This window comes from Candidatus Litorirhabdus singularis (assembly GCF_026262625.1).
GTDB lineage: Bacteria > Pseudomonadota > Gammaproteobacteria > Pseudomonadales > Halieaceae > Litorirhabdus > Litorirhabdus singularis.
Map to the genome: position 1 here is coordinate 174089 of NZ_SHNN01000005.1, position 21607 is coordinate 195695.

General features: G+C 55.1%; 17 protein-coding genes. 5 read left to right on the plus strand and 12 right to left on the minus strand.

Features of this window, described 5'->3' with window-relative positions:
- Nucleotides 1-6: 6 nt before the first annotated feature.
- The 11 genes from acs to dksA all read right to left on the minus strand — a co-directional run bounded on the left by acs (nucleotide 7) and on the right by dksA (nucleotide 13385).
- Nucleotides 7-1944: an acetate--CoA ligase gene (gene acs, locus EYC98_RS19690; protein ID WP_279247112.1), complete on the minus strand. Its 1938-nt coding sequence runs from the start codon at nucleotides 1942-1944 to the stop codon at nucleotides 7-9.
- 167 nt (nucleotides 1945-2111) lie between these two features.
- Complete coding sequence (gene panC / locus EYC98_RS19695; RefSeq protein WP_279247113.1) at nucleotides 2112-2996, minus strand: pantoate--beta-alanine ligase; 885 nt, start codon at nucleotides 2994-2996, stop codon at nucleotides 2112-2114.
- A gap of 294 nt (nucleotides 2997-3290) precedes the next feature.
- Entirely contained in the window at nucleotides 3291-4082 is a 792-nt protein-coding gene (panB, locus tag EYC98_RS19700; RefSeq protein WP_279247114.1) for a 3-methyl-2-oxobutanoate hydroxymethyltransferase, read from the minus strand.
- 8 nt (nucleotides 4083-4090) lie between these two features.
- Complete coding sequence (locus EYC98_RS19705; RefSeq protein WP_279247222.1) at nucleotides 4091-4771, minus strand: deoxynucleoside kinase; 681 nt, start codon at nucleotides 4769-4771, stop codon at nucleotides 4091-4093.
- Nucleotides 4764-5261, minus strand: a complete 498-nt coding sequence (gene folK, locus EYC98_RS19710) for a 2-amino-4-hydroxy-6-hydroxymethyldihydropteridine diphosphokinase (RefSeq protein ID WP_279247115.1) — start codon at nucleotides 5259-5261, stop codon at nucleotides 4764-4766. Before folK ends, EYC98_RS19705 begins: the two co-directional genes overlap by 8 nt.
- Complete coding sequence (pcnB, locus tag EYC98_RS19715; RefSeq protein ID WP_279247116.1) at nucleotides 5258-6727, minus strand: polynucleotide adenylyltransferase PcnB; 1470 nt, start codon at nucleotides 6725-6727, stop codon at nucleotides 5258-5260. Before pcnB ends, folK begins: the two co-directional genes overlap by 4 nt.
- Nucleotides 6728-7275: 548 nt before the next feature.
- On the minus strand, nucleotides 7276-8769 hold the full coding sequence (locus EYC98_RS19720) for a sigma-54-dependent transcriptional regulator (protein WP_279247117.1): 1494 nt from the start codon (nucleotides 8767-8769) through the stop codon (nucleotides 7276-7278).
- A gap of 80 nt (nucleotides 8770-8849) precedes the next feature.
- Nucleotides 8850-11855, minus strand: a complete 3006-nt coding sequence (locus tag EYC98_RS19725; RefSeq protein WP_279247118.1) for an ATP-binding protein — start codon at nucleotides 11853-11855, stop codon at nucleotides 8850-8852.
- Nucleotides 11852-12025: a hypothetical protein gene (locus EYC98_RS19730; protein ID WP_279247119.1), complete on the minus strand. Its 174-nt coding sequence runs from the start codon at nucleotides 12023-12025 to the stop codon at nucleotides 11852-11854. The genes EYC98_RS19725 and EYC98_RS19730 overlap by 4 nt, the downstream gene beginning before the upstream one ends.
- Before the next feature lie 12 nt (nucleotides 12026-12037).
- Entirely contained in the window at nucleotides 12038-12985 is a 948-nt protein-coding gene (gene gluQRS / locus EYC98_RS19735; RefSeq protein WP_420887204.1) for a tRNA glutamyl-Q(34) synthetase GluQRS, read from the minus strand.
- Complete coding sequence (gene dksA, locus EYC98_RS19740; protein ID WP_279247120.1) at nucleotides 12939-13385, minus strand: RNA polymerase-binding protein DksA; 447 nt, start codon at nucleotides 13383-13385, stop codon at nucleotides 12939-12941. Before dksA ends, gluQRS begins: the two co-directional genes overlap by 47 nt.
- 197 nt (nucleotides 13386-13582) lie before the next feature.
- Here dksA and EYC98_RS19745 point away from each other — a divergent pair, with 197 nt between their 5' ends.
- The 5 genes from EYC98_RS19745 (at nucleotide 13583) to EYC98_RS19765 (ending at nucleotide 20257) form a co-directional block, all read left to right on the plus strand.
- Nucleotides 13583-14749 (plus strand): pyridoxal phosphate-dependent aminotransferase, encoded by a 1167-nt coding sequence (locus tag EYC98_RS19745; RefSeq protein ID WP_279247121.1) that lies wholly within the window; start codon nucleotides 13583-13585, stop codon nucleotides 14747-14749.
- A gap of 3 nt (nucleotides 14750-14752) precedes the next feature.
- Nucleotides 14753-15481 (plus strand): DNA/RNA nuclease SfsA, encoded by a 729-nt coding sequence (sfsA, locus tag EYC98_RS19750; RefSeq protein ID WP_279247122.1) that lies wholly within the window; start codon nucleotides 14753-14755, stop codon nucleotides 15479-15481.
- Between the two features lie 33 nt (nucleotides 15482-15514).
- The gene (locus EYC98_RS19755) at nucleotides 15515-16198 is read left to right on the plus strand and encodes a M15 family metallopeptidase (protein ID WP_279247123.1); all 684 of its coding nucleotides are present in this window, start codon (nucleotides 15515-15517) and stop codon (nucleotides 16196-16198) included.
- A 67-nt stretch (nucleotides 16199-16265) separates the two neighbouring features.
- Nucleotides 16266-18254 carry a sodium-translocating pyrophosphatase gene (locus tag EYC98_RS19760; protein ID WP_279247124.1) on the plus strand — a complete coding sequence of 663 codons (1989 nt, stop codon included), beginning with the start codon at nucleotides 16266-16268 and terminating at the stop codon, nucleotides 18252-18254.
- Nucleotides 18255-18574: 320 nt separating this feature from the next.
- A complete protein-coding gene (locus EYC98_RS19765; RefSeq protein WP_279247125.1) occupies nucleotides 18575-20257 on the plus strand; it encodes an FAD-dependent oxidoreductase in 1683 nt (560 codons plus the stop codon).
- 70 nt (nucleotides 20258-20327) lie between these two features.
- Here the strand turns inward: EYC98_RS19765 and EYC98_RS19770 are convergent, their stop codons facing one another.
- Complete coding sequence (locus EYC98_RS19770; RefSeq protein WP_279247126.1) at nucleotides 20328-21590, minus strand: 6-phosphofructokinase; 1263 nt, start codon at nucleotides 21588-21590, stop codon at nucleotides 20328-20330.
- Nucleotides 21591-21607 lie beyond the last annotated feature (17 nt).

Sequence of the window (21607 nt, forward strand, 5' to 3'; positions counted from 1 at the left end):
CCGAGCTCAGCGATTGGCGCGGTTGGCAACCAATTGTTCGACCACCGAAGGGTCGGCCAGGGTAGAGGTGTCGCCCAGGCTGTCCACTTCGTTCTCCGCTATCTTACGCAGGATTCGGCGCATAATTTTGCCCGAGCGGGTCTTGGGAAGCCCCGGGGCCCACTGGATGATGTCGGGTTTGGCAATCGGTCCGATTTCCTGCACGCACAGAGCAATCAGCTGTTTGCGCAACTCTTCGGTTGGCTCCACGCCCGCCATGGGCGTCACATAGCAGTAGATACCCTGGCCTTTGATATCATGGGGATAACCTACCACCGCGGCTTCAGCGATGGACTCATGCAGTACCAGTGCGCTTTCTACTTCTGCGGTGCCCATGCGGTGTCCCGACACGTTCAACACGTCATCAACACGACCGGTAATCCAGTAATAGCCGTCCTCATCGCGGGAGGCGCCGTCGCCGGTAAAGTAGTAGCCCGGATGGCTAGAGAAGTAGGTGTCGATCATGCGCTGATGGTCGCCGTAAATGCTGCGGATCTGGCTGGGCCAGGAGGCAGTGACAACCAGATAGCCAGAACCAGCGCCTTGAATTTCCTGGCCGCTTTCGTCCAACAGTGCGAGCTGGACGCCGAAGAAAGGAAATGTGGCGGAGCCGGGTTTAAGATCGGTGGCACCGGGTAGGGGGGTAATCATGTGCGCGCCGGTTTCAGTTTGCCACCAGGTGTCGACAATGGGGCAGCGACTGTCGCCAACGGTCTGGTAATACCATTCCCAGGCTTCAGGGTTGATAGGTTCGCCAACACTACCCAGCAGTCGCAGACTGCTGCGTGAGGTACTTTTGACTGGCGCATCACCCACTGCGTGCAGCGCGCGAATAGCGGTGGGCGCGGTGTAGAAAATATTGACCTGATGTTTGTCACATATTTGCCAGCAGCGCGAGGCATCTGGATAGGTGGGGATGCCTTCGAACATCAGGCTGATAGCGCCATTGGCGAGTGGGCCGTAAAGGATATAACTGTGGCCGGTTACCCAGCCGACATCGGCGGTGCACCAGAATACTTCGCCTTCCTGATAGTCGAACACATACTTGAAGGTCATGCTGGTTTGTAGCAGATAGCCGCCTGTGGTGTGTAGCACGCCCTTGGGCTTGCCGGTCGAGCCAGAGGTGTACAAGATGAATAAGGGGTCTTCTGCGTCCATAGAGGCCGGTTCACAGTGTTCAGAGGCTGTGACAGTCGCCTCGTGATACCAGGTGTCGCGTCCTTCCTGCCAGTTTATATCGGCACCGGTACGTTTGACGACCAGATTGGTGTGTACATTGGGGCACTGTGCCAGCGCTTTATCGACGTTAGCCTTAAGCGGTATTGCCTTGCCGCCGCGCACCCCTTCGTCAGCGGTAATGACCGTCTGGCAATCGGAGTCGAGGATGCGGTCCTTTAAAGCCTCCGGTGAAAAGCCGCCGAATACCACAGAATGCACTGCACCGATGCGGGTGCAGGCAAGCATGGCGTAAGCAGCTTCGGGAATCATTGGCATGTAGATACAGACGCGGTCGCCTTTAGCGACGCCTCGCTCGCGTAGAACATTAGCCAGCTTGCACACTTCGCGGTGTAATTCCGCATAAGTGATAGCGCTGGAATCGTCCGGGTCATCACCCTCCCAGAGGAGCGCAGTTTGATCGGCGCGGGTCGGCAAATGGCGGTCGATGCAGTTGACGCTGACATTGAGCTTGCCGCCGCTAAACCAGCTGGCCTCACCCTTACGGAAATCGTACTGGCAGACGCTAGTCCAGCGTTTATCCCATACCAGGAACTCATCTGCCATTTCGGCCCAGAAGCCGTCGGGGTCGCTGATAGAGCGTTGGTACATGGCCTGATAAGTGGCCTGATCGATATGTGTATTGGCCTTGATGTTTTCGGGTACCGGGTGCAGGGCGAACTCTGACATAACGCTTCCGTTAGCTATGGCTGGGAGTTCAGGATAATACCCCCTTACAGGGGATTGGCAAGCATTGGCGGCACGCCATAAACCGTAGGGTGGAATTTATTTTACCGGGGGTGGGTGCGGGATGGGGATTGCCAGAATGAATTCTGTGCGCCCGGCCCGGCCCCAGGTTATTGGGAGGAGAGCATGCCCCAATCGGACACCGGATTCAGGGCCAGGCGAACATTGTCGATGAGGCGCGGCTGGCCCAATTTGGCAGCGGCCAGAATGGCGACTTCTTCGGTGGACTCTGTGACTTCGTGCAGTGTGCGGGCGTCGCGAATTTCGAAATAGTCGGGCTCAAAGCCGGCTCGAATCAGCTTCAGCTGCGCGTGAGCCTGTAACTCGCGAAAATTATCAAAACCACAGGCAATAGCTTCGCGACACTCCATGAGTATCTCGTTGAGACGTGGTGCTACAGCCCGTTCAGAGCGTGTCAGGAAACCGTTTCGTGAGCTCAACGCCAGGCCATCTTTCTCGCGTGCGGTAGCAACGCCGATGATTTCTATCGGCAGACACAGATCGAGAACCATCTTGCGAATAATCGATAACTGTTGAAAATCTTTCTCACCAAATACTGCAAAATCCGGTCGTACAATATTGAACAGTTTGCTAACGACTGTGGCCACACCGGTGAAGTGGCCAGGGCGGCTGGCGCCGCACAGCGTGTCTGCCAGTTCAGGCACCATGACCTGAGTTTGCGTGCTAAGCCCTTCCGGATAAATTTCGCCCGGCCCGGGAGCGAACAAAATAGGTACACCCTCGGCGAACAACTTTTCTTTATCGGAGATCAGGGTACGTGGGTAAGCATCGAGATCTTCGCCAGCACCGAACTGCATGGGATTGACAAAAATACTCACCACCACAATATCGGCCAGCTCACTGGCTTTGCGCACCAGCTCAAGGTGACCTTCATGCAGGTTGCCCATGGTAGGTACAAAAGCGATGGTACTTCCAGCCCGCCGAGTCTCTGACAAGGCTTTTAGTAAGGCTGCGTTAGCTGTGTAAGTTCGCATGCATTATTGCTCCGAAGAAATCTAACAACGACCCCGTACGAATTGCCTGATTTGGTAATTTTGCACAAACCAGCGGCCGCAAGTATGCCCCAAGAAGTCAGGGCGTACAACGCAAATAAACCGTTTTTGCTGGCGATTTTGTTACTTAAAGAAGCGCTTTTATACCCAAAACGACTGACGGTGTTACTAATGTTCCAAAAAGATGCAGAAATGGCTGACGGCATCAGGAAACAGAGCCCTATCGTTGTGAGCGTTAGTGCGGTCAGGAAGTCACCCGCCCTCCAGGGCGCGTGCTTAGGAGTAAGCTTGTTCGGGTCGCGGATAAGCTCCGGATTTTACTGCCGCCACAAAGGCCGCCAGGGCTTCCTGAATGCTATCGGCTCCCGCCATAAAATTCTCAACGAAGCGGGCATTGTGCTCGGCTAGTCCCAACATGTCATGCATCACCAGTACCTGGGCATCGGTGCCGGGACCGGCGCCAATACCAATGACCGGTATAGTCAGTTTTTCGCTGATATCGGTAGCCAGTTCGCTAGGAACACACTCCAATACCAGGAGAGATGCGCCGGCGTCTTGTATCTCTACCGCGTCAGCGAGAATACTCTTGGCTCCCTTGGGGGTGCGCCCCTGGACCCGGTAGCCGCCGAAGACATTGACGGACTGAGGGGTCAAGCCGAGGTGGGCACACACTGGAATGCCCCTCTCTACCAGTTTCTCAATAGTGCCGCTGAGCCAGGTGCCGCCTTCCATTTTGACCATCTGTGCACCTGCCTGCATCAGCGAGGTGGCGTTAACCATAGCCTGTTCTGCAGTGGCGTAGGACATGAACGGCATGTCGGCCATAATCATCGCCCCGCGATTGCCTCGGGCAACGCTTGCCGTGTGATAAGCCATATCATCTATAGTGACGGGAACGGTGCTCTCGTGCCCCTGTAGAACCATACCCAGAGAATCACCTACCAGCATGGTTTCTGCTCCCGCTTCGCTGATCAGTCGCGAAAACGTCGCATCATAAGCGGTGATACAACAGAACTTCTCACCTTGTTCTTTCAGGTCCTGCAGGGTTTTGACGGAGACATTAGCCATGTTTCAGGTCATCCAAAAAACGTTGGATTGAAATAGTGACGGCCACTGCGAATATCAAGCATGTAGTCCACCAACTGCTGATAATCCCTATCGCCTCCCACCAGGTCAATGTCGCTGGCGTTTACGATAAGGAGAGGGGCGCCATCGTAATACAGAAAAAATTCACTGTACACTTCGTTAAGTGACTCCAGGTACTCGCGTGATATGCGTTTTTCATAGCCAATACCACGATTCTGTATGCGGCTTAGCAATACGTCCGTAGAGGCCTGCAGATAGATGACCAGGTCTGGGCGCGGTGCATCTATCGTAAGTTGATTATAAATCTTCTCGTAGAGCTGAAATTCGTCACTGTCCAAGGTAATGCGAGCGAAGAGCGGGTCTTTTTCGATAAGAAAGTCGGCAACGCGCACCGGCTCAAAAATATCGCTTTGACGCAGATCTTGAATTTGCTGAGCGCGTTGGAACAGGAAGAATAGCTGCGTGGCCAGGGCTGATTGCTTCTGATTCTGATAGAAGCGCTCCAAAAATGGATTGTCTTCTGCTTGCTCCAGCAGGGTCTGGTAATTGAAGCTCTCTGCCAGACGTTTGGTGAGCGTGGTCTTTCCCACGCCAATCGGTCCTTCCACGGCGATGTAAGCCGGTAAGCTGCGGCCGCGTAAATCGATACCAGGTATTCCGTTCTCAGGCAGCACCCGTTCCTCCCGTTAGTAGTCGCAAACTGTCGCGCGGACAGCGTGCTAATAATGACGCAATCGGTGTGCCGCAGGGAAGGGTCAATGTCGGAGAAATATCGTGTAGTGGATACAGGACGAAGTTTCTGTCTTGCAACCGGGGGTGGGGGATCTCCAGCTGCGCAGTTTGTAAAGTAATAGCGTCATACAGCAGCAGGTCCAGATCCAGGGTGCGAGCTCCCCAGCGCACTTCACGCCGCCGTCCGTGGCTGTCCTCAATGGCTTGCAATGAGGACAGCAGTGCGTGAGGAGCGAGCGTAGTGTCGATCTGGGTAACTGCGTTAACGTAGTCTGGTTGTGCTCCTGGACCAACCGCGGCGCTGGTGTATAGGGGGGAGGTGTCTTGAACACTACACCCCGGCAAAGCATCAAGGTCCTGCAGAGCCTGCAGGACCTGCTGCTGCGGTTTATCCAGATTGCTGCCTAGTGCGATATAGGCACAGCTCATTGTGGCTTGCGTGGCCTGCGACGGCGCCGGCGTTTTTTCCGCGGCGCTGCTTCTGAACCGTTGCTATTGGCGTTGCCACCGTTACCGTTACCGCCATTGCCACTATTTCCGCCGTTACTAGTGTTGCCGCTGCGGTTCCCGGTGTTGCCGCTATTGCCGTTGCCGATGTTCTCATTATCGTCGAGATCATCGAGATCACCATCTTCCCCGTCCCCGGTGTCGATTGGCATAGCTGGCATGTTTTCCTGAAGCTCGGTCCAAAACTTGCCGAGTCCATCGAGGTCTTCCCCCGACTCTTCACGCAACAACAGGAAGTCATAGGCAGCGCGAAAGCGGCGGTGTGCGACCAACTTGTTGACGTTTTTCCCGCGCCGTTTTTGCAGACGAATCTGGAACTCCCAGATTTCACGCATAGGTTGGGTGAACCGTTTAGGAATGGCGATATGATGCATCTGTTCGCCAATAATGGTCTGCGCTGCTTCGTCCAGTGCGCCTAGCGATGAATCACCACCGTCTTCAATCTGTGATTTGAGCTGCACGGTAGGCGGCCATAGCAGCGCCGCCAAGATAAACGCGGGCGTAACAGGTTTGTCCTCAGCAATGCGCGCATCGGTGCTGCGCATGGCGGCTTCAATGAGTCTGCCCGCATTTTCTGTCTCTTCCAGTGCGGTGGCAGTGGCGGGGAACAGGTGTTCTAACAGGTTGTACTCGCACAGTAGTCTGAACGTGGGTAGCGCGTAACCGGCCATAAACAGCTTGAGCATTTCGTCAAATAGACGCGCGGCGGGAATGGCTTCGAGCATGTAGCCCAGATCCGCAATCGGTTCTTCCGTTGTGCTCTCAATGGTGAAACCCATTTTGGCGGCAAAGCGAATTGCACGCAGCATCCGCACGGGGTCTTCCCGGTAGCGCTTTTCAGGATTGCCGATAATGCGTATTTGGCGGTTTTTCAGGTCTTCTAATCCATCTACATAATCGAATACGCAAAAATCGTCGCTGCTGTAATACAGCGCATTGATGGTGAAATCGCGGCGGATGGCGTCTTCTTCCAAACTGCCGTAGACGTTGTCGCGCAGCAGCATACCGCTGGAGTCCTGCTTCGAGTGCTTCTCAGGTCTGTCGCTGGGCGCATCGCTATCGGGGTCATCATGGGCGCCGCGAAAGGTGGTGACTTCAATGATCTCGCGACCAAAGCGCACGTGCACAATTTTAAAACGACGGCCAATGATGCGCGAGTTGCGAAACGCAGCGTGCACCTGTTCTGGCGTTGCGTTGGTAGCCACGTCAAAGTCTTTAGGGCGCCCGCCCAGCATTAGGTCGCGCACGGCGCCACCGACAAGATAAGCCTCAAAGTCCTGGCTACGTAGCCTGGACATGACTTTCAAAGCGCTCTCGGAAATATTCTTCCTGGAAACAGGGTGGCCGTCCCGGGGAATTCGGGTCACGTCCTCAGTTACTGATGTCATGTTTAGCTTAGTCGGCTCCTTCGAGGGGAACGCAGTCTACCATAAGGAAATGATGACAGGGAAAACTAGGTTTTCCCCATCCAGGTCTCTATATACAGAGTCTTATTTTTATTTCTAGGTTAGTTATTATTATTGTTCCACTTATGAAAGCACGTTGTCGTTGCATTTGGAAACTTATTTTTAAATCATATGGTCAAAAAACGTGAATCATATGAATCTGTAGCAATATCTCGAACTCGTTATCGCACGCACTACGTTTACGGGCAGCGTGTGCAGTGTTAACACACTGGAAAAGGTATCGGGCAAGGCCCAAAGGCGTGACGGTAAGTTCTTGGCACTAAAAGGAAGAATGGAACGAGGGGAAAACAGTGTCTTCCCCATCCAGGTCCATAGTTAGATTTCTTATTATTATTGCGGCAGATTCTTATTTTTATTGTTGTAGCCGACTAGGGTATAGCATAAGTCGTGCCAACTATAACAATATTGTTAAAAATCAGACACTTATGAATTTTGTCGTGCCGGCCAACACTGCTACAAAGGGGGTAACGTTACCGATTTACCCCACTTTTTGTAACTTTGCCCCGCTTGGGTAACGTTACTTTTGCACTGTTTTTTGCATCGGTAGTATCGTTCTCAGACCAGTTCTTGCTGTTGCCGCGCTGTCGCGGCATACCGAAGCGCTGGCGTCTTTCCCATAGGCACTTGCGACTGACCCCGAGCTTTTGCGCCAGCTCGGTTTCGCTCATAGAGTCTTGGTGCTCAAGTACAAAGCGTTGAAAGTAATCTTCCAGTGAGAGATCTTCCGGCGGATCGTAGCTGGTGACGCGGCTCTGCTTCTCTGTCCCGGCATTGCCGCGACCACGGATCTGGGAGACTTGCACCAGCTCAAGATCAATGCCCAGTAGCTCATTGTCTATTTCATCGCCGTCACAGAGGATCACTGCACGTTCTACTGCATTTTCCATTTCACGAATGTTGCCGGGCCAGGTATAGGTGGTAATAGCCTGGATAGCTTTGGGCGAAAAACGAAAGCTCTTGCGGTTCAGTTTACGGGCCGTTCGCTCCAGCAGGTATTCAGCCAGCTCCAGTATATCCTTGCCGCGCTCGCGCAAGGCCGGCAGGCGCAAGCGCATTACGTTGATGCGGTAGTATAAATCCTGTCGAAAACGGCCGTCGTTTGCCAATTGCTGTAGGTCGCGGTGGGTAGCACAGATCAGGCGCACATTGACCTTGCGTGAATCCACCGAACCAATCCTTCGGATCTCACCTTCCTGAATAAAACGCAGTAGGCGGGCCTGAGCCTCGACGGGCAGCTCTCCAATTTCATCCAGGAAGAGCGTGCCGCCATCAGCGGCTTCAATAAGACCAGTGCGGTTGGCGTGGGCACCGGTAAAGGCGCCGCGCTCGTAGCCGAACAGCTCTGATTCTATAAGTGTTTCAGGTATGGCGGCGCAGTTCACTGAGATTAATGGCTCATTGCGACGCTTGCTCTGCAGATGCACGGTGCGAGCGACCAGCTCTTTACCGGTGCCAGTCTCACCCAGCACTAGTGCGGTAGAGTCAGTCGGTGCCACTTTGCGAATATGTTCGTACAGCGTCACCATTTCCGCACAACTACCGACAAACCCTTCCGCCTGGGCGGCATTAACGACAGCCATATTTCTTTTTTCGCTGGCACTATCGATGGCTGCGGGGCGCTCGGCAATGATGCGCTGTACTGCAGTCACCATGTCACCGTGGTCGAAGGGTTTGGCAATGTAATCAACGGCGCCCATGCGCATTGAGTCGACTGCCGATCGCAGGCTGGCATAGCTGGTCATGATCAAAACTGGAGTAGTCCCGGCTTTCTTTATCAGGTCGGTTCCGGGCGCGCCAGGCAGGCGCAGGTCACTGATGATCAGGTCGAAGTCGCTGAGCGTGAAATTGGACTCTGCCTCTTGTACCGAGGCGGCTTCGGCTATTTCGTAGTGGCTGCGTTCGAGCAAACGGCGCAGTGCCGTGCGAATGACTGACTCATCTTCTACCACCAGTATTTGTTGCATAGAATTACCTGAAAAGACGCTTAGTGTTACCCAAGGCCCCAAAATAGCCTTTTCACACCGGTTTTTCCAGTGTAATAAGGTTACAAATACTCCTCTTGGTACTCAGCAATCGATAAATTCAGAGTCACGCAGGTGCCGCTGTAGCCGTCTTCCAGGGGGCTATCCAGTTGGATGTGGCCGTTGAGGTCTTCCATGATGCTATAAACCAGTGACAGCCCCAGACCGGTTCCTTGGCCTGGATCCTTGGTGGTGAAGAACGGTTCAAACACTTGCTTTAGATCCTGCTCGCTAATGCCGCTGCCATGGTCAGTTACCGTGCAGGTGACCTGTTGCTCACGGCTGGTACTATCAATGACCACCAAGCCTTTTTCAGAGCTGGCATCGCGGGCGTTGCCAAGTAGATTCACAAAAACCTGCAGCAGTTTCTGGCTGTCTCCTAGTACTAACTGCTCGCGATCTACAAGATTGCTGAACTGCACCGGCTTGGCGCTCAAGTCCAATTCCAGCAGGTGAACTGCCTCATCCACGCAATCGGCAAGGTTTAACGGCAGCATGCGGGTGGGGGCGTTGCCGCGGGAGCCGGATCCGACATGAGAAAAGTTGACCAGAGACTCGACAATGCGCGTCACGCGGTCGGTTTGAGTGAGTATTTCTGCCGCTGTTTCCTGCACAGCATTCACATCTTCTTCATACTCAAGGTTCTGTGCCAGACAGGCAATGGCGGTGATCGGGTTCCCCACTTCGTGGGCGATGCCAGCGGCCAGGCGCCCAATGGAGGCTAGCCGCTCACTGTGGAGCAGTTCCTGCTCCAGAATGCGGTTGTCAGTGGTATCTTCCACCACTATCACACGGTCTTCACTGGCGCGTGATGAGGAATCGACATTGGCTTTGTGCAGGCTGATCCAGCGACTGCCAGGAAATTGTATATTTTCAGCCGTATTTTCTACCGCAATACTGTGGGTGGTCTCCCGGTCCGAGCTGACAAAATGTCCCAACACCTCGCTCCACTGAGGATTCAGTGCTGACAGATATGAGCCTACCACCCCGTCGGCACTGCTGTCGGTTATGCGCTCCATAAACTCGTTCCACATCAGAACTTCACCATCGTGGCCGAGCGAGAAAACGCCCACAGGCAGGTCCTGAAGCAGGTCACGATGATAGCGGCGCAGGTTATCCAGGTCTGCTGCCAGCCCACCCATGGGCACCCGCGATGTATCCAGGAATCGTTCGATCAGATTTATGTCTTCGCTATCGGCGGGGGAGTCCGACTCAAACGGGATGCAACGCTGAATAATCTGGTGGGCGACATTAGGGCCGAGCATGCCTGACAGATTGGCGCCTAGTCGCGAGCGCAGTTGTCGTAACGCATAGGGCCGCGATTCCAATTCGCTCAGCTGCAGTTCCCGCAGCGCCTGCAATACTTCCTGACGCGCGCTGTCTGCGCCCAGTTCTTTCGCCAGCGAGTTGGCAAATTGCTCAGGGGTGTTCAACGTCAGGGTGCGCCGCGCGGGTCGGTTAAGGTCGTCGGTAGAACACATTTCGGCGGCTTCGCGCTCCCCTGCGCTAGTGTGGGTGAATAGTGATACCAGCAGAAATAGCGTGGTATTAACGACCAACGAAAACACGGTGGCTGCGCTACGAGCACTATCATCCACGCCTAGCCAGTGCAGATGCAGATAACGAAAAAAATCTGTTTCAGCGGGGCTAATCAGCGGCAACAGGAGGGCGAAAAACCAAATCAGATAGCCGCCAATCAGACCCATCAAAAGACCTTTGCGGTTAGCACCGGGCCAGTAAATGGTAGCGAGAATTCCGGGCAGCAATTGCAGGGTGCCGATGAACGCGACCATGCCCAAATCGACCAGCGATCCGCGGTTGGCCAATGCCCAGTAGAATAGATAACCGCCCATTATAATGAGGCAAATGAGCAATCTGCGGAGCCAGTTCAGTTGCGCATGCATTCCATGGCCGGCGTCAAGGTGATGACCACGGGTCAGCATTTGCAGCGGCAGCACGAGGTGATTGAGGCACATATTAGCCAGCGCCAGAGTGCTGACGATGATGACGCCACTGGCCGCGGCTAGGCCGCTCACGAAAGCAATCAGGCTTAGTGGCACAGAGCCTGTGCCCAGCCCAACTTGCAGCGCACTGTAAGCCACCGGAGCATCGCTGCCGAGTTTTAGCGCTGCCCAGGTGATGGGTAGTATCGGCAGGCTTAACAGAAGCAGATACAGTGGTACCCCCCAGCTGGCGGCTTTAAGAGCGCCGCGCGGGGGCGAGCCTGCAAACAGCAGATGAAACATATGCGGCATGGCAACAGCGCCAGCGAAGAAAGTTAGTAGCAGGGCGCGTGAAGAATCTTGCCGTGGAGGTACATTCAATAGCTGGCCTATCTGAGGGTTTTCTGCGAGCCACGTCTCAAGTCCCCCGAAACCCCCGAACACGACAAAGAGCGCCCCGGCCCCCACACACAGCAGTGCCGCAAGTTTCACCAGTCCCTCGAAGGCGAGTGCGCCCACCAGACCGTCTCCTCGTGAGTTCGACTGTTGCAGTCGCGTACCAAAGTACAACGTAAATCCCAGGAGTCCGACACAGAACATGATGGCTAGTGGGCTCTGCTGCAATGTGGTCGGCGTCAATGTCTGTCCGCGCAGCAGCTGGGCGCTATCGGCCACGGCTTGAATTTGCAATGCCAGCAGCGGTAGCAGCGAAAACAGTAGGGCCACAGTGACCGCCGTGCCGACCCAGGGGTGGCGGAAGCGGAAGCTGAGCAGGTCAGCCAATGAGTTGAGCTGGTAAAGCGTGCAGATTCGCTTCAACGGCGCTAATAACAGCGGCGAAAAGGCGAACATAACCACCACGCCAACATAGTAGGCGAAGAAGCTATAGCCGAAGTTGAAGGCCAGTTCGCTGGCACCGTATACGCCCAGTACGCCACTGAAAACGCCCAGTGAGAGTACATAAACCAGAGGGTGATTGATGATCCAGTCGGGCACCATGCGCCGTTCTATGCTCAGACCGACCCCGAACAGAATAATCAGGTAGGACAGCACCAAGGTCCATAGCGGTGCGCCGGCCAGTGTCATTGACGACCCTGCCACCAGCGCTGGTTAAGATACGCCAGCAGTATGACCAGGGCCCACATTAGATAGGGCCTGTACCAGGCCTCGGGACCTTGAATAATCCAACCCTGCGCGGCGGGAAAGAACACCAGCGCGATCCCGAGAATCATGAGCATTGAGCGATTGATATACATGGGGCGATAGTATCAGTCTGTGTAAGTATCCGGTATGGCTGTGCTGCCCGGTATCGCGGCCAGGTCCCAGTGACGGGCGGCGTGGGCCACAATAGCCGATGGGCTATTTAGCCCGGGCGGAGGAGTCGGCTGGCGCAGAAATTCCAGGGCGCGGCGTAAATTCTGTGTTGCGGCGCTGGATTGGAGTGCCGGGGCATGAGTTTGCTTGCTGAGTTTCTGTCCCTGCCGGTTAGTGATTACGGGAATATGCGCGAAGATGGGAGTGGGCAGTCCAAGTTCGCCCTGCAGCAGTACCTGACGTGGAGTCGATGGATACAGGTCGCTGCCTCTAACCACGTGCGTTATACCTTGCCATGCATCATCAACCACTACCGCTATTTGATAGGCGTAAAGCTGGTCCTTGCGCAGGATGACAAAGTCGCCAACTGCGCTGCTGACATTCTGTTCCAGCATTGGCTGTAGCAGGTCGTGAATCTGTATGGTATCAGCGGCATCAGTGCGCAGGCGAATAGAATGTCCTGCTTGCAACGGTAGACCGCGCTCGCGACAGTGTCCCAGATAGATGCCGCCTTCGCGGGCCAATTGCTGGCGAGTGCAATCACAGGCAAAAGCGCGCCGGCGTTGCATCAGGTCTTGTACGGCTGCGGCGTAGGCCGTGTGGCGCTGGCTTTGCCACACCACATCGCCGTCCCAATAGAGACCGTGATCACGCAAGCCCTGCAGGATACTAGTGGCAGCACCCGGTGGTTCGCGTGGTGGGTCAAGATCTTCCATGCGCAGCAGCCAGCGACCGCCCGCATGACGGGCATCGAGAAAACTGGCGAGGGCACAGATAAGCGAGCCCTGATGCAGTGGGCCCGTAGGTGAGGGCGCAAAGCGCCCTACATAAGGTGGATCAGCGGCAGCTATCGCGCTAGCCCTGTTCCTGTCTTTCCTTGATCTCGTCGAGTGTCTTGCAATCGATGCAGAGTGTGGCTGTGGGCCGGGCCTCTAATCGCTTGATACCGATGTCGACGCCGCAGGCATCGCAGAAACCATAGTCGTCGGCATCAATGTGATCGATAGTTTTATCGATCTTCTTGATCAACTTTCGCTCGCGGTCGCGGGTGCGCAGTTCCAGACTGAATTCTTCTTCCTGGGTGGCACGGTCAGCGGGGTCAGGAAAGTTGGCTGCCTCGTCTTTCATATGGCTAACCGTACGGTCAACCTCTTCCATCAGCTCGGACTTCCAGCGTAGCAAGATGTTCTTGAAGTGCTCACGCTGCTTCTCGTTCATATACTCTTCGCCGCGTTTTGGCTTATACGGCTCGAAATTTTTGAACTCGGAAGTGGTAGGCTTTTTTGCAGATTTTCGGGGCATGATTCGTTCCCGCAGGTGGGTTGTGAGTGGAGTCTTTCGGGAAGCGCCTATGGGCGTTTTTCCGAGGGGGCGAAACCTAACAGATATCGGACTTCCATTCCAGCCCAAAATCATCCTACTGGACAATCAAAAGTGGCCCTGCGCAGGGTGTTGCGCAACAGAGTAGAATACCCGCCTTACTTGCTGAGGAAGTTGTTATGCCGCTAGCCCCTTTGTTTGCCGATCGTATGGCGGATATAGAACCCTTCCGGGTGGTGGAAGTTTTGGCCCGAGCCACAGAATTACAGGCTCAGGGCCGCGATATTGTGCACCTGGCGGCCGGAGAGCCCGACTTTGCCACGGCACAGCCGATTATTCGGGCCGGGCAGCAGGCATTGGCTGACGGTCATACCTATTATTCGCAGGCGGCCGGTTTACCAGCGCTGCGCGAAGCGCTGTCGCGATGGTATGAGCAGGAGTACGGGCTTGATATAGACCCTCGACGCATCATGATTACGCCGGGAGCTTCGGGCGCGCTGTTATTGCTGGCAGCGCTGCTATTGAACCCCGGGGAGCACATGTTGCTGCCGGATCCGGGTTACCCCTGTAACCGCCATTTTCTGCGCCTGGTGGAAGGGCGGGGACGCTTGCTGCCGGTAGGTCCTGAAACCGGTTTTCAGCTAAATGCAGAGCTGGTGGCGAAACATTGGGATAGTGCCACCGTGGGAGCGATGGTCGCTTCACCGGCCAACCCTACTGGTGGTGTGCTCACTCGTCAGCAGTTGGCAGAATTGGCTACTACTGTGCGTGAGCGCCGCGGCTGGTTAGTAGTGGATGAAATTTATCATGGGCTGGGTTACGGGGTAGAGACGCCCTCGGTGCTGGAAGTCGATCCGGATGCCTTTGTGATAAACAGTTTCTCGAAGTACTTTGGTATGACCGGCTGGAGACTGGGTTGGCTGGTGGCCCCGGAGGCGGCGGTGCCAGAGTTGGAGAAGTTGGCCCAGAATTTGTTTATTTCAATGTCGACCATGGCTCAGTACGCCGCGCTGGCAGGGTTTGAGCCGGCCACCCGAGAAATTCTCGATCAGCGCCGGGATATTTTCGCGCAGCGTCGCGATTATCTGCTGCCGGAGCTGGAAAAGATCGGCTTTGTGGTGCCGCAGCCGCCCGAGGGCGCCTTTTACATCTATGCTGACATGAGCAAGTTTGGCGACGATAGTCAGGCGTTTTGCCTGGAGATGCTGGAGCAACATGGTGTGGCACTGACCCCGGGTGCTGACTTTGGTCGCAATAAGGCCAGCAGCTACGTGCGCTTTTCTTACACCACCGGCTTGGAGCGTATCGAAGAAGCGGTTCAGCGTCTGGCCCGGGTGTTGGGCTAGATTATGGATTTTGAACCGACCTTGCAGCCTGCGACACTGGTGCGTCGTTACAAACGTTTCTTGGCTGACGTAGTGCTGGATGATGGCAGTGAACTGACCGTGCACTGCCCGAATACGGGAGCCATGACCGGATGTGCAGAGCCCGGCTGGCGAGTCTGGTTGTCGCGTAGTGATTCCAAAACGCGCAAGTATCCGCACACCTGGGAGCTGGTAGAGACGGATAACGGTATCGCCTGCGTGCACTCTGCGCGAGCCAATAAGGTCGTGGCTGAGGCCATCGCAGACGCCCGGGTGCCAGCGTTGGCGGGCTATGAAAAATTGCAAACAGAGGTCAAATACGGAGCTGGCAGCCGTGCTGACTTGTGGCTTAGCAGTGGCGATCGGCACTGCGTGGTGGAAGTGAAATCAGTAACTCTTTGCCGTGATGCAGGTGCCGGTGTGTTTCCCGACGCCGTGAGTACTCGCGCGACCAAACATCTGCAAGAGTTGCAGGCGGTGGTGGAAAGTGGGCAACGTGCAGTGATATTTTATTGTGTCTTTCATGAGGGCATCAAGACAGTGAGTGCCGCCACCGATATTGATCCTGTTTATGCAGCCACTCTGCAAGCAGCCATGACTGCAGGTGTTGAGGCGATGGCATGGTCGTGTCGGGTTTCTGCGCAGGGCATTAGCCTGCATGAGCCGTTGCCGGTGCTGCCGCCCAAACCTGACGATGCTATGCTGGCCTCTTGATCTTTCGCGGCAACGATATTTATCATTCACGTTATGAATCTGCAAACAATCCAACTTACCGGTCAGACAGACACCCATCTGCAGCGCGATAACGCCGGCACCGGTTTGCAGCCCGCGTGCTGGCAGGCATTTTATCAATTGCAGGCCGCTGCGGCCGAAGCCGGCTATGACTTACAGGTGGCTAGTGGTTTTCGCAGTTTTGACCGGCAACTAAAAATCTGGAACGACAAGGCCAGCGGCGTGCGTCCGGTTAGTGATGATGACGGGGCTGTGCTGGCACGTGAAGTTTTTTCTGAGCTGGAGTGGATGCATGCGATTTTGCGTTTTTCAGCTTTGCCAGGAGGATCGCGTCATCATTGGGGTACTGACCTGGATGTATTTGATGCGGCGGCGGTACCTCCTGATTATCGTTTGCAGTTGAGTCCTGCCGAGGTTGCTGATGATGGTCCTTTTGGACCAATGCACCGCTGGATAGACCAGCGCCTGCAGAAGAGTGATTGCTTTGGTTTCAGTCGTCCCTACGCGGTTGATCATGGTGGCGTCGCTTGTGAGCGTTGGCACCTTAGCTATTTGCCGTTAGCGCAGGGCTGCGAGGCACAACTCACTGAGTCGTTATTACGTGAAGTTTTGGATGCCGCTGAGCTGCAATTGGGTGCGTTGGTCGCGCAAAATTTGCCAGAAATCTACCGGCGCTACCTACAAACTGGAGGCAGATAGACTCTTGAAAGCTTAACTAAGTAGTGGTAAGACTAGAAGTCCCATAATAATAAAATAAGGGAACAACATGTCTCAGTACCTGTTTATACCTCCAATGTTGGGAGTAGCCGGCCTGGTGCTAGCTTTCATCATTTATCAAATCATGCTGCGCTATAACACCGGCGAAGCTTCTGTCACAAAAATTTCAGATCAGATACATCTTGGTGCCATGGTATTCATGCACCGGGAATACAAGATGTTGTTTATGTTTTCGTCGGTGTTGGTGGTCGGCATCTTTTTCTCGCCGCTGGGTCTTAATACGGCAATTTCATTTGTAGTAGGGGCCGTTTCATCGGCCACCGCAGGTTATCTCGGCATGTTTTCTGCTACCCGGGCCAATGTGCGCACAGCGGTTGCCGCGCACGAGGAAGGGCAGGCAACGGCTTTGTCGGTAGCGTTCTATGGAGGTTCGGTGATGGGGCTATGTGTCGCCTCGCTGGGTCTTATAGGGCTGGGAGGGCTGTACTTTTATTTTGGTGGTGATTCGCATCAGGCTCACGCCATCCACGGCTTTGGGATGGGCGCGTCTACCGTGGCACTGTTCTCGCGCGTGGGCGGAGGTATCTTCACCAAGAGCGCAGACGTTGGCGCCGATCTGGTAGGCAAGATCGAAGCCGGTATTCCCGAGGATGATCCACGCAACCCCGGTGTTATTGCAGATAACGTCGGTGACAACGTGGGCGATATTGCGGGTATGGGCTCTGATATTTTTGAGTCTTACTGTGGCTCGATGATTGCGTGTATCGCCATCGCTTCTACGATGACCGCCGCGACTGCGCCAGCCATGATGTTTTTGCCGCTGGCCTTGGCCTCGGTTGGTCTGCTTGCTTCGGTGGTTGGTATATTTCTAGTGCGGGCTCGCTCCGGGGCGGCGCCTGAAGCTGCGCTGCGCACCGGCACTTTGATGGCGCCGGTTATATTTGCCGCTATCGCCTGGTTCATGATGGAGAGTATGGGGCTGGAGCGAAACGTCTGGTGGGCTGTAGTCTGCGGTGCCGTCGGTGGCGTTGCGATTGGACTCATAACAGAATATTACACCGGCGGAGCGCCGGTCATCAAAATTGCCAACGCCGGGGAAACAGGTGCAGCGACGGTGATGATCACGGGGCTTGCGGTAGGCATGCAGTCGGTCGTATTGCCTATCCTGTTCCTGGCGGGCATCATTTATGTCTCGACTGAACTTGCGGGTCTCTATGGAGTTGGTATTGCCGCAGTGGGCATGCTGTCCACGGTAGGTATTACCATGGCTATAGATGCGTATGGTCCGGTGGCAGATAACGCTGGCGGTATCGCCGAGATGGCCGGTATGGGCGAAGAGACGCGTAAAATCACCGACGGGCTGGATGAGGTGGGCAACACCACTGCAGCTATTGGTAAGGGTTTTGCAATTGGTGCAGCTGCATTGGCTGCGCTCGCGATCATTGCGGCTTTCGCCGAAGTGGTGCAGGTGAAGCATCCGGACTTTAGTTTAGATATTACTGAACCGGTGGTACTGGTGGGCATGTTCATTGGGGGCACCATACCGTTTCTGATCGCTTCGATCACGATGACGGCGGTAGGTGACGCGGCGTTTGAAATGATTAATGAAATTCGCCGCCAGTTCCGTGAAATTCCGGGTCTGCTGGAAGGTACTGGAGAGCCTGACACCGCTCGCTGCGTTGATATTGCGACTACAGCGGCATTGCGGCGCATGATTTTACCCGGCGCTATCGCGGTTGGTGCGCCTGTTGTGGTGGGGTTTGCGTTGGGCGCAGAGTCGCTGGGCGGTATGCTCGGTGGTGCGTTGCTGGCCTGTGTGCTGATGGCCCTGATGATGGCGAATGCCGGTGGTGCCTGGGACAACGCAAAAAAATACGTTGAAAAAGGCAACCTTGGCGGCAAGGGTTCTGATACCCACGCAGCTGTAGTTGTTGGTGATACTGTAGGCGATCCCTTCAAGGATACTTCAGGTCCGTCGATGAACATTCTCATCAACGTTATGGCGATTGTCAGCTTGGTGATTGCACCGCTGCTGTAAGCTCATACTATAGGGCGCTGGCCGAGCGCACCGAATTTATTCTGCCGGGTCTTGATGTAATTCTTGGGAGAATAAATGCTGTGCGGCCTGCCAGGCGCTGCATTACCCGGCCTATGAGTTTGGGTATGCTGCTGGATCTTGGCGCAATACTCGGTCGACTGAATTTGACCCCACAGAGTGCCGGACATAAATACTGCAAAGCGGTGATTTACATAACTCTGGTACAGGTATTATCGCCACCATTGTGCTGAATGAATTGGTCTCAGGCCAGCTTGATGTCAGAATGCGCCATTCAGATAGACAAGCCGGAGTGAGCAAAGATGACAGATTGGGACCACAGTGTAGACGTCATAATCGTAGGTTCGGGCGCGGGAGCCATGACCGCGGCCTGCCGGGCGGCGGATGCTGGTGCCGAGGTCTTGGTAGTAGAGAAGACAGATCAGTTTGGCGGTAATTCAGCCATGTCCGGGGGCGTATTGTGGCTACCCAACAGCCCTCTGTGCACACCGGCCGGTGGTGATGAATCGCTTGAAAAAGCGCGGGAATACATGCAAACCGTGGTCGACGAGCCAGCTTTGAACGAACGCATAGAAGCTTATCTGACTGCTATACCTGAATTTATCGATTACCTTCACAGCAGCACCCACCTGCGGCTTGACGTACTGGCTAACTTCCCCGATATGTACCCGGACGTGCCCGGCGCACAAATGCACCGTTGCCATGAAGCGCGGCCGTTTAGTGGCAAGTTGCTGGCAGATGATCTGGACAAGATGCGCCCGCAACACCCGCAAACTACCCTGTTCGGGCTGATCGGATGGACTGCATCCGAGTCTCTGGCACTGCAGGCGCGTGGCGATGGCTGGTGGAAAGTGGCTGCCAGTATGGTGCTGCGATATGTCTTGGATGTTCCCCAGCGCATACGCTCACTGCGCGACCGGAGGCAGGTGCTGGGTGGCGCGCTGACCGGCAGTTTGTGGCGCTCGGCACGTGACCGCCGCGTTAAGCTCTGGCTCAACAGCGGGGTGCAGGAGCTATTGGACGACAATGGCCGTGTAACGGGTGTAAAAATGCGCCGTGAAGGACGTGAAATAAATGTCGAAGCGCGCAAAGCGGTGATTCTGTCCAGCGGTGGTTTTGAAAAGAACAATGCCATGCGCGAGGAATACCTTGCGGGTCCTACCGATGCAGCCTGGACCGCAGGCTCACCGGGCAATACAGGTGAGATGATAGAAGAGGGCAAACGTCTGGGCGCGGGTTTGGCTCACATGGATGAAGCCTGGTGGGGTCCGACGATTGTTTTACCGGGAGAAGCGCAGGCGCGCATGCTGGTTATCGAAAAGAACCTGCCCTACAGCATGATGGTGAACAAAGCGGGAGAGCGTTTTGTTAATGAGAGTTCCTCCTACACCAAAGTTATCCGCGGCATGATCGCGGCCAACGAACCGGGTCGTGAATCCGTGCCCGCTTATCTGGTATTTGACTCTGTGTATCGCAGTCGCTATCCGTTTGGCCCCATGCTGCCGAGTCAGTTTCACCCGGATTGGGCCGTGCCTCGCAATGCCTGGAACGCGATTGCCAAAGCTGACAACTTGAGCGACCTGGCTCGGCAACTGGAAATTGATGGTACGGGGCTGGAAAACACCGTACGTCAATTTAATGACTATGCGCGTGATGGTGTGGACCCCGATTTCAACCGCGGCGGAACAACCTACGACCAGTACTACGGTGACCATGAAGTGGGCCCGAATACGTGCCTGGGGCCTTTGCTGAAACCACCGTTTTATGGCGTGAAGGTTTACCCCGGTGAGTTGGGTACCAAGGGCGGGTTGTCGACAGATAACCGGGCTCGCGTGCTGAAGGAATCAGGCGAAGTGATCGAAGGTCTTTATGCTATTGGCAACTGCAGCGCGCCGGTGACCGGTGCAACTTATCCTGCATCAGGAGCTACTCTGGGTCCCGCCATGGTGTTTGGTTATATCGCGGGCGCCGACGCCGCCCTGTAGGGCAGAATTTATTCTGCCTGCGATTGTTGTGGGCCAATGGTCGAATGAAATCGACCCCACAGAAGTTGAGTTATATTTTAAAGCGCTTTTTCAGCTTACGTGGTACAGCCACATTTTTCAGGCGGACGTACTGCGGCATGCCGTTCTTATAGGGCGGATAATCTTCGCCAGCGATAAGCGGGGCCATATACTCACGAGCAGCTTCGGTAATATTGAAACCATCGCGGGTGATGAAGTGGCGTGGCATCATTTTTTCAACATTGGCGATTTTGTTGAGATCGGCTTCACCAACGCTCCAGCGGTAGCGTTTGCCTTTACCACGCTCGATGGTAGCCATGACAGCGTTCTTGCCTGCTAGCGCCATATCTACTGCGGCGGCACCTACAGCGTAGGCTTGTTCAACGTCGGTAGAGGAGGCGATGTGTCTTGCTGAGCGCTGCAGGTAGTCGGCCACGGCCCAGTGGTACTTGTAACCGAATTCGGACTTAATCATTTCGGCCAGTGAGGGTGCTACGCCACCCAGCTGAGCGTGGCCAAAGGCATCGCGCACGCCCGAGTCGGCCAGGAATGTGCCGTCGGCGTACTGGGCGCCTTCAGAGGCAACAATTACGCAGTAGCCGTAGCGCTTGACGCAGCGTTGCACACGTTTGAGAAACTTTTCGCGATTAAACGCGATTTCGGGGAACAGAATGATGTGGGGCGCATCGCCTTCCTGTTCCGAAGCTAGCCCACCGGCGGCGGCAATCCAGCCTGCGTGGCGACCCATGGCCTCGAGAATAAATACTTTGGTTGAAGTCTCACACATGCTGGCAACGTCCAGCGCTGCCTCGCGAGTGGATACTGCAATGTATTTGGCCACTGAACCAAAGCCAGGACAGTTGTCGGTCAGCGGCAGGTCGTTATCGATGGTCTTGGGAATATGAATTGCCTGTACCGGGTAGCCCAGTGTCGCGCTCAGCTGAGAGACTTTGAGACAGGTGTCAGCGGAGTCGCCGCCGCCGTTGTAAAAGAAGTAGCCAATATTGTGGGCGCGGAAGACGTCGATGAGACGTTCGTACTCGGCACGATTCTCCTCAATGCTTTGCAATTTGTGGCGGCAGGAGCCAAAGGCGCCGGACGGCGTGTGCCTGAGCGCGCTAATGGCTTTGGCAGATTCCTTGCTGGTATCAATCAGGTCTTCGCGCAGGGCACCAATAATGCCATTGCGTCCAGCCAAGACTTTGCCTATCTTGCCACGGTGCTGGCGGGCGGTTTCAATGACGCCACAGGCGCTGGCGTTTATTACTGAGGTTACGCCACCGGACTGGGCGTAAAAAGCATTTTTAACTGTCATCAAGCGGTCTCGGGCTA

Excerpts from the sequence above, each read along its gene's own strand:
- panC (WP_279247113.1), bottom strand. The coding sequence starts at position 2,996 with ATGCGAACTTACACAGCTAACGCAGCCTTACTAAAAGCCTTGTCAGAG.
- pcnB (WP_279247116.1), bottom strand. The coding sequence starts at position 6,727 with ATGACATCAGTAACTGAGGACGTGACCCGAATTCCCCGGGACGGCCAC.
- sfsA (WP_279247122.1), top strand. The coding sequence starts at position 14,753 with ATGGATTTTGAACCGACCTTGCAGCCTGCGACACTGGTGCGTCGTTAC.
- EYC98_RS19770 (WP_279247126.1), bottom strand. The coding sequence starts at position 21,590 with ATGACAGTTAAAAATGCTTTTTACGCCCAGTCCGGTGGCGTAACCTCA.
- EYC98_RS19760 (WP_279247124.1), top strand. The coding sequence starts at position 16,266 with ATGTCTCAGTACCTGTTTATACCTCCAATGTTGGGAGTAGCCGGCCTG.
- EYC98_RS19725 (WP_279247118.1), bottom strand. The coding sequence starts at position 11,855 with ATGACACTGGCCGGCGCACCGCTATGGACCTTGGTGCTGTCCTACCTG.
- dksA (WP_279247120.1), bottom strand. The coding sequence starts at position 13,385 with ATGCCCCGAAAATCTGCAAAAAAGCCTACCACTTCCGAGTTCAAAAAT.
- folK (WP_279247115.1), bottom strand. The coding sequence starts at position 5,261 with ATGAGCTGTGCCTATATCGCACTAGGCAGCAATCTGGATAAACCGCAG.
- EYC98_RS19720 (WP_279247117.1), bottom strand. The coding sequence starts at position 8,769 with ATGCAACAAATACTGGTGGTAGAAGATGAGTCAGTCATTCGCACGGCA.
- EYC98_RS19745 (WP_279247121.1), top strand. The coding sequence starts at position 13,583 with ATGCCGCTAGCCCCTTTGTTTGCCGATCGTATGGCGGATATAGAACCC.
- EYC98_RS19730 (WP_279247119.1), bottom strand. The coding sequence starts at position 12,025 with ATGTATATCAATCGCTCAATGCTCATGATTCTCGGGATCGCGCTGGTG.
- panB (WP_279247114.1), bottom strand. The coding sequence starts at position 4,082 with ATGGCTAATGTCTCCGTCAAAACCCTGCAGGACCTGAAAGAACAAGGT.
- EYC98_RS19755 (WP_279247123.1), top strand. The coding sequence starts at position 15,515 with ATGAATCTGCAAACAATCCAACTTACCGGTCAGACAGACACCCATCTG.
- acs (WP_279247112.1), bottom strand. The coding sequence starts at position 1,944 with ATGTCAGAGTTCGCCCTGCACCCGGTACCCGAAAACATCAAGGCCAAT.
- EYC98_RS19765 (WP_279247125.1), top strand. The coding sequence starts at position 18,575 with ATGACAGATTGGGACCACAGTGTAGACGTCATAATCGTAGGTTCGGGC.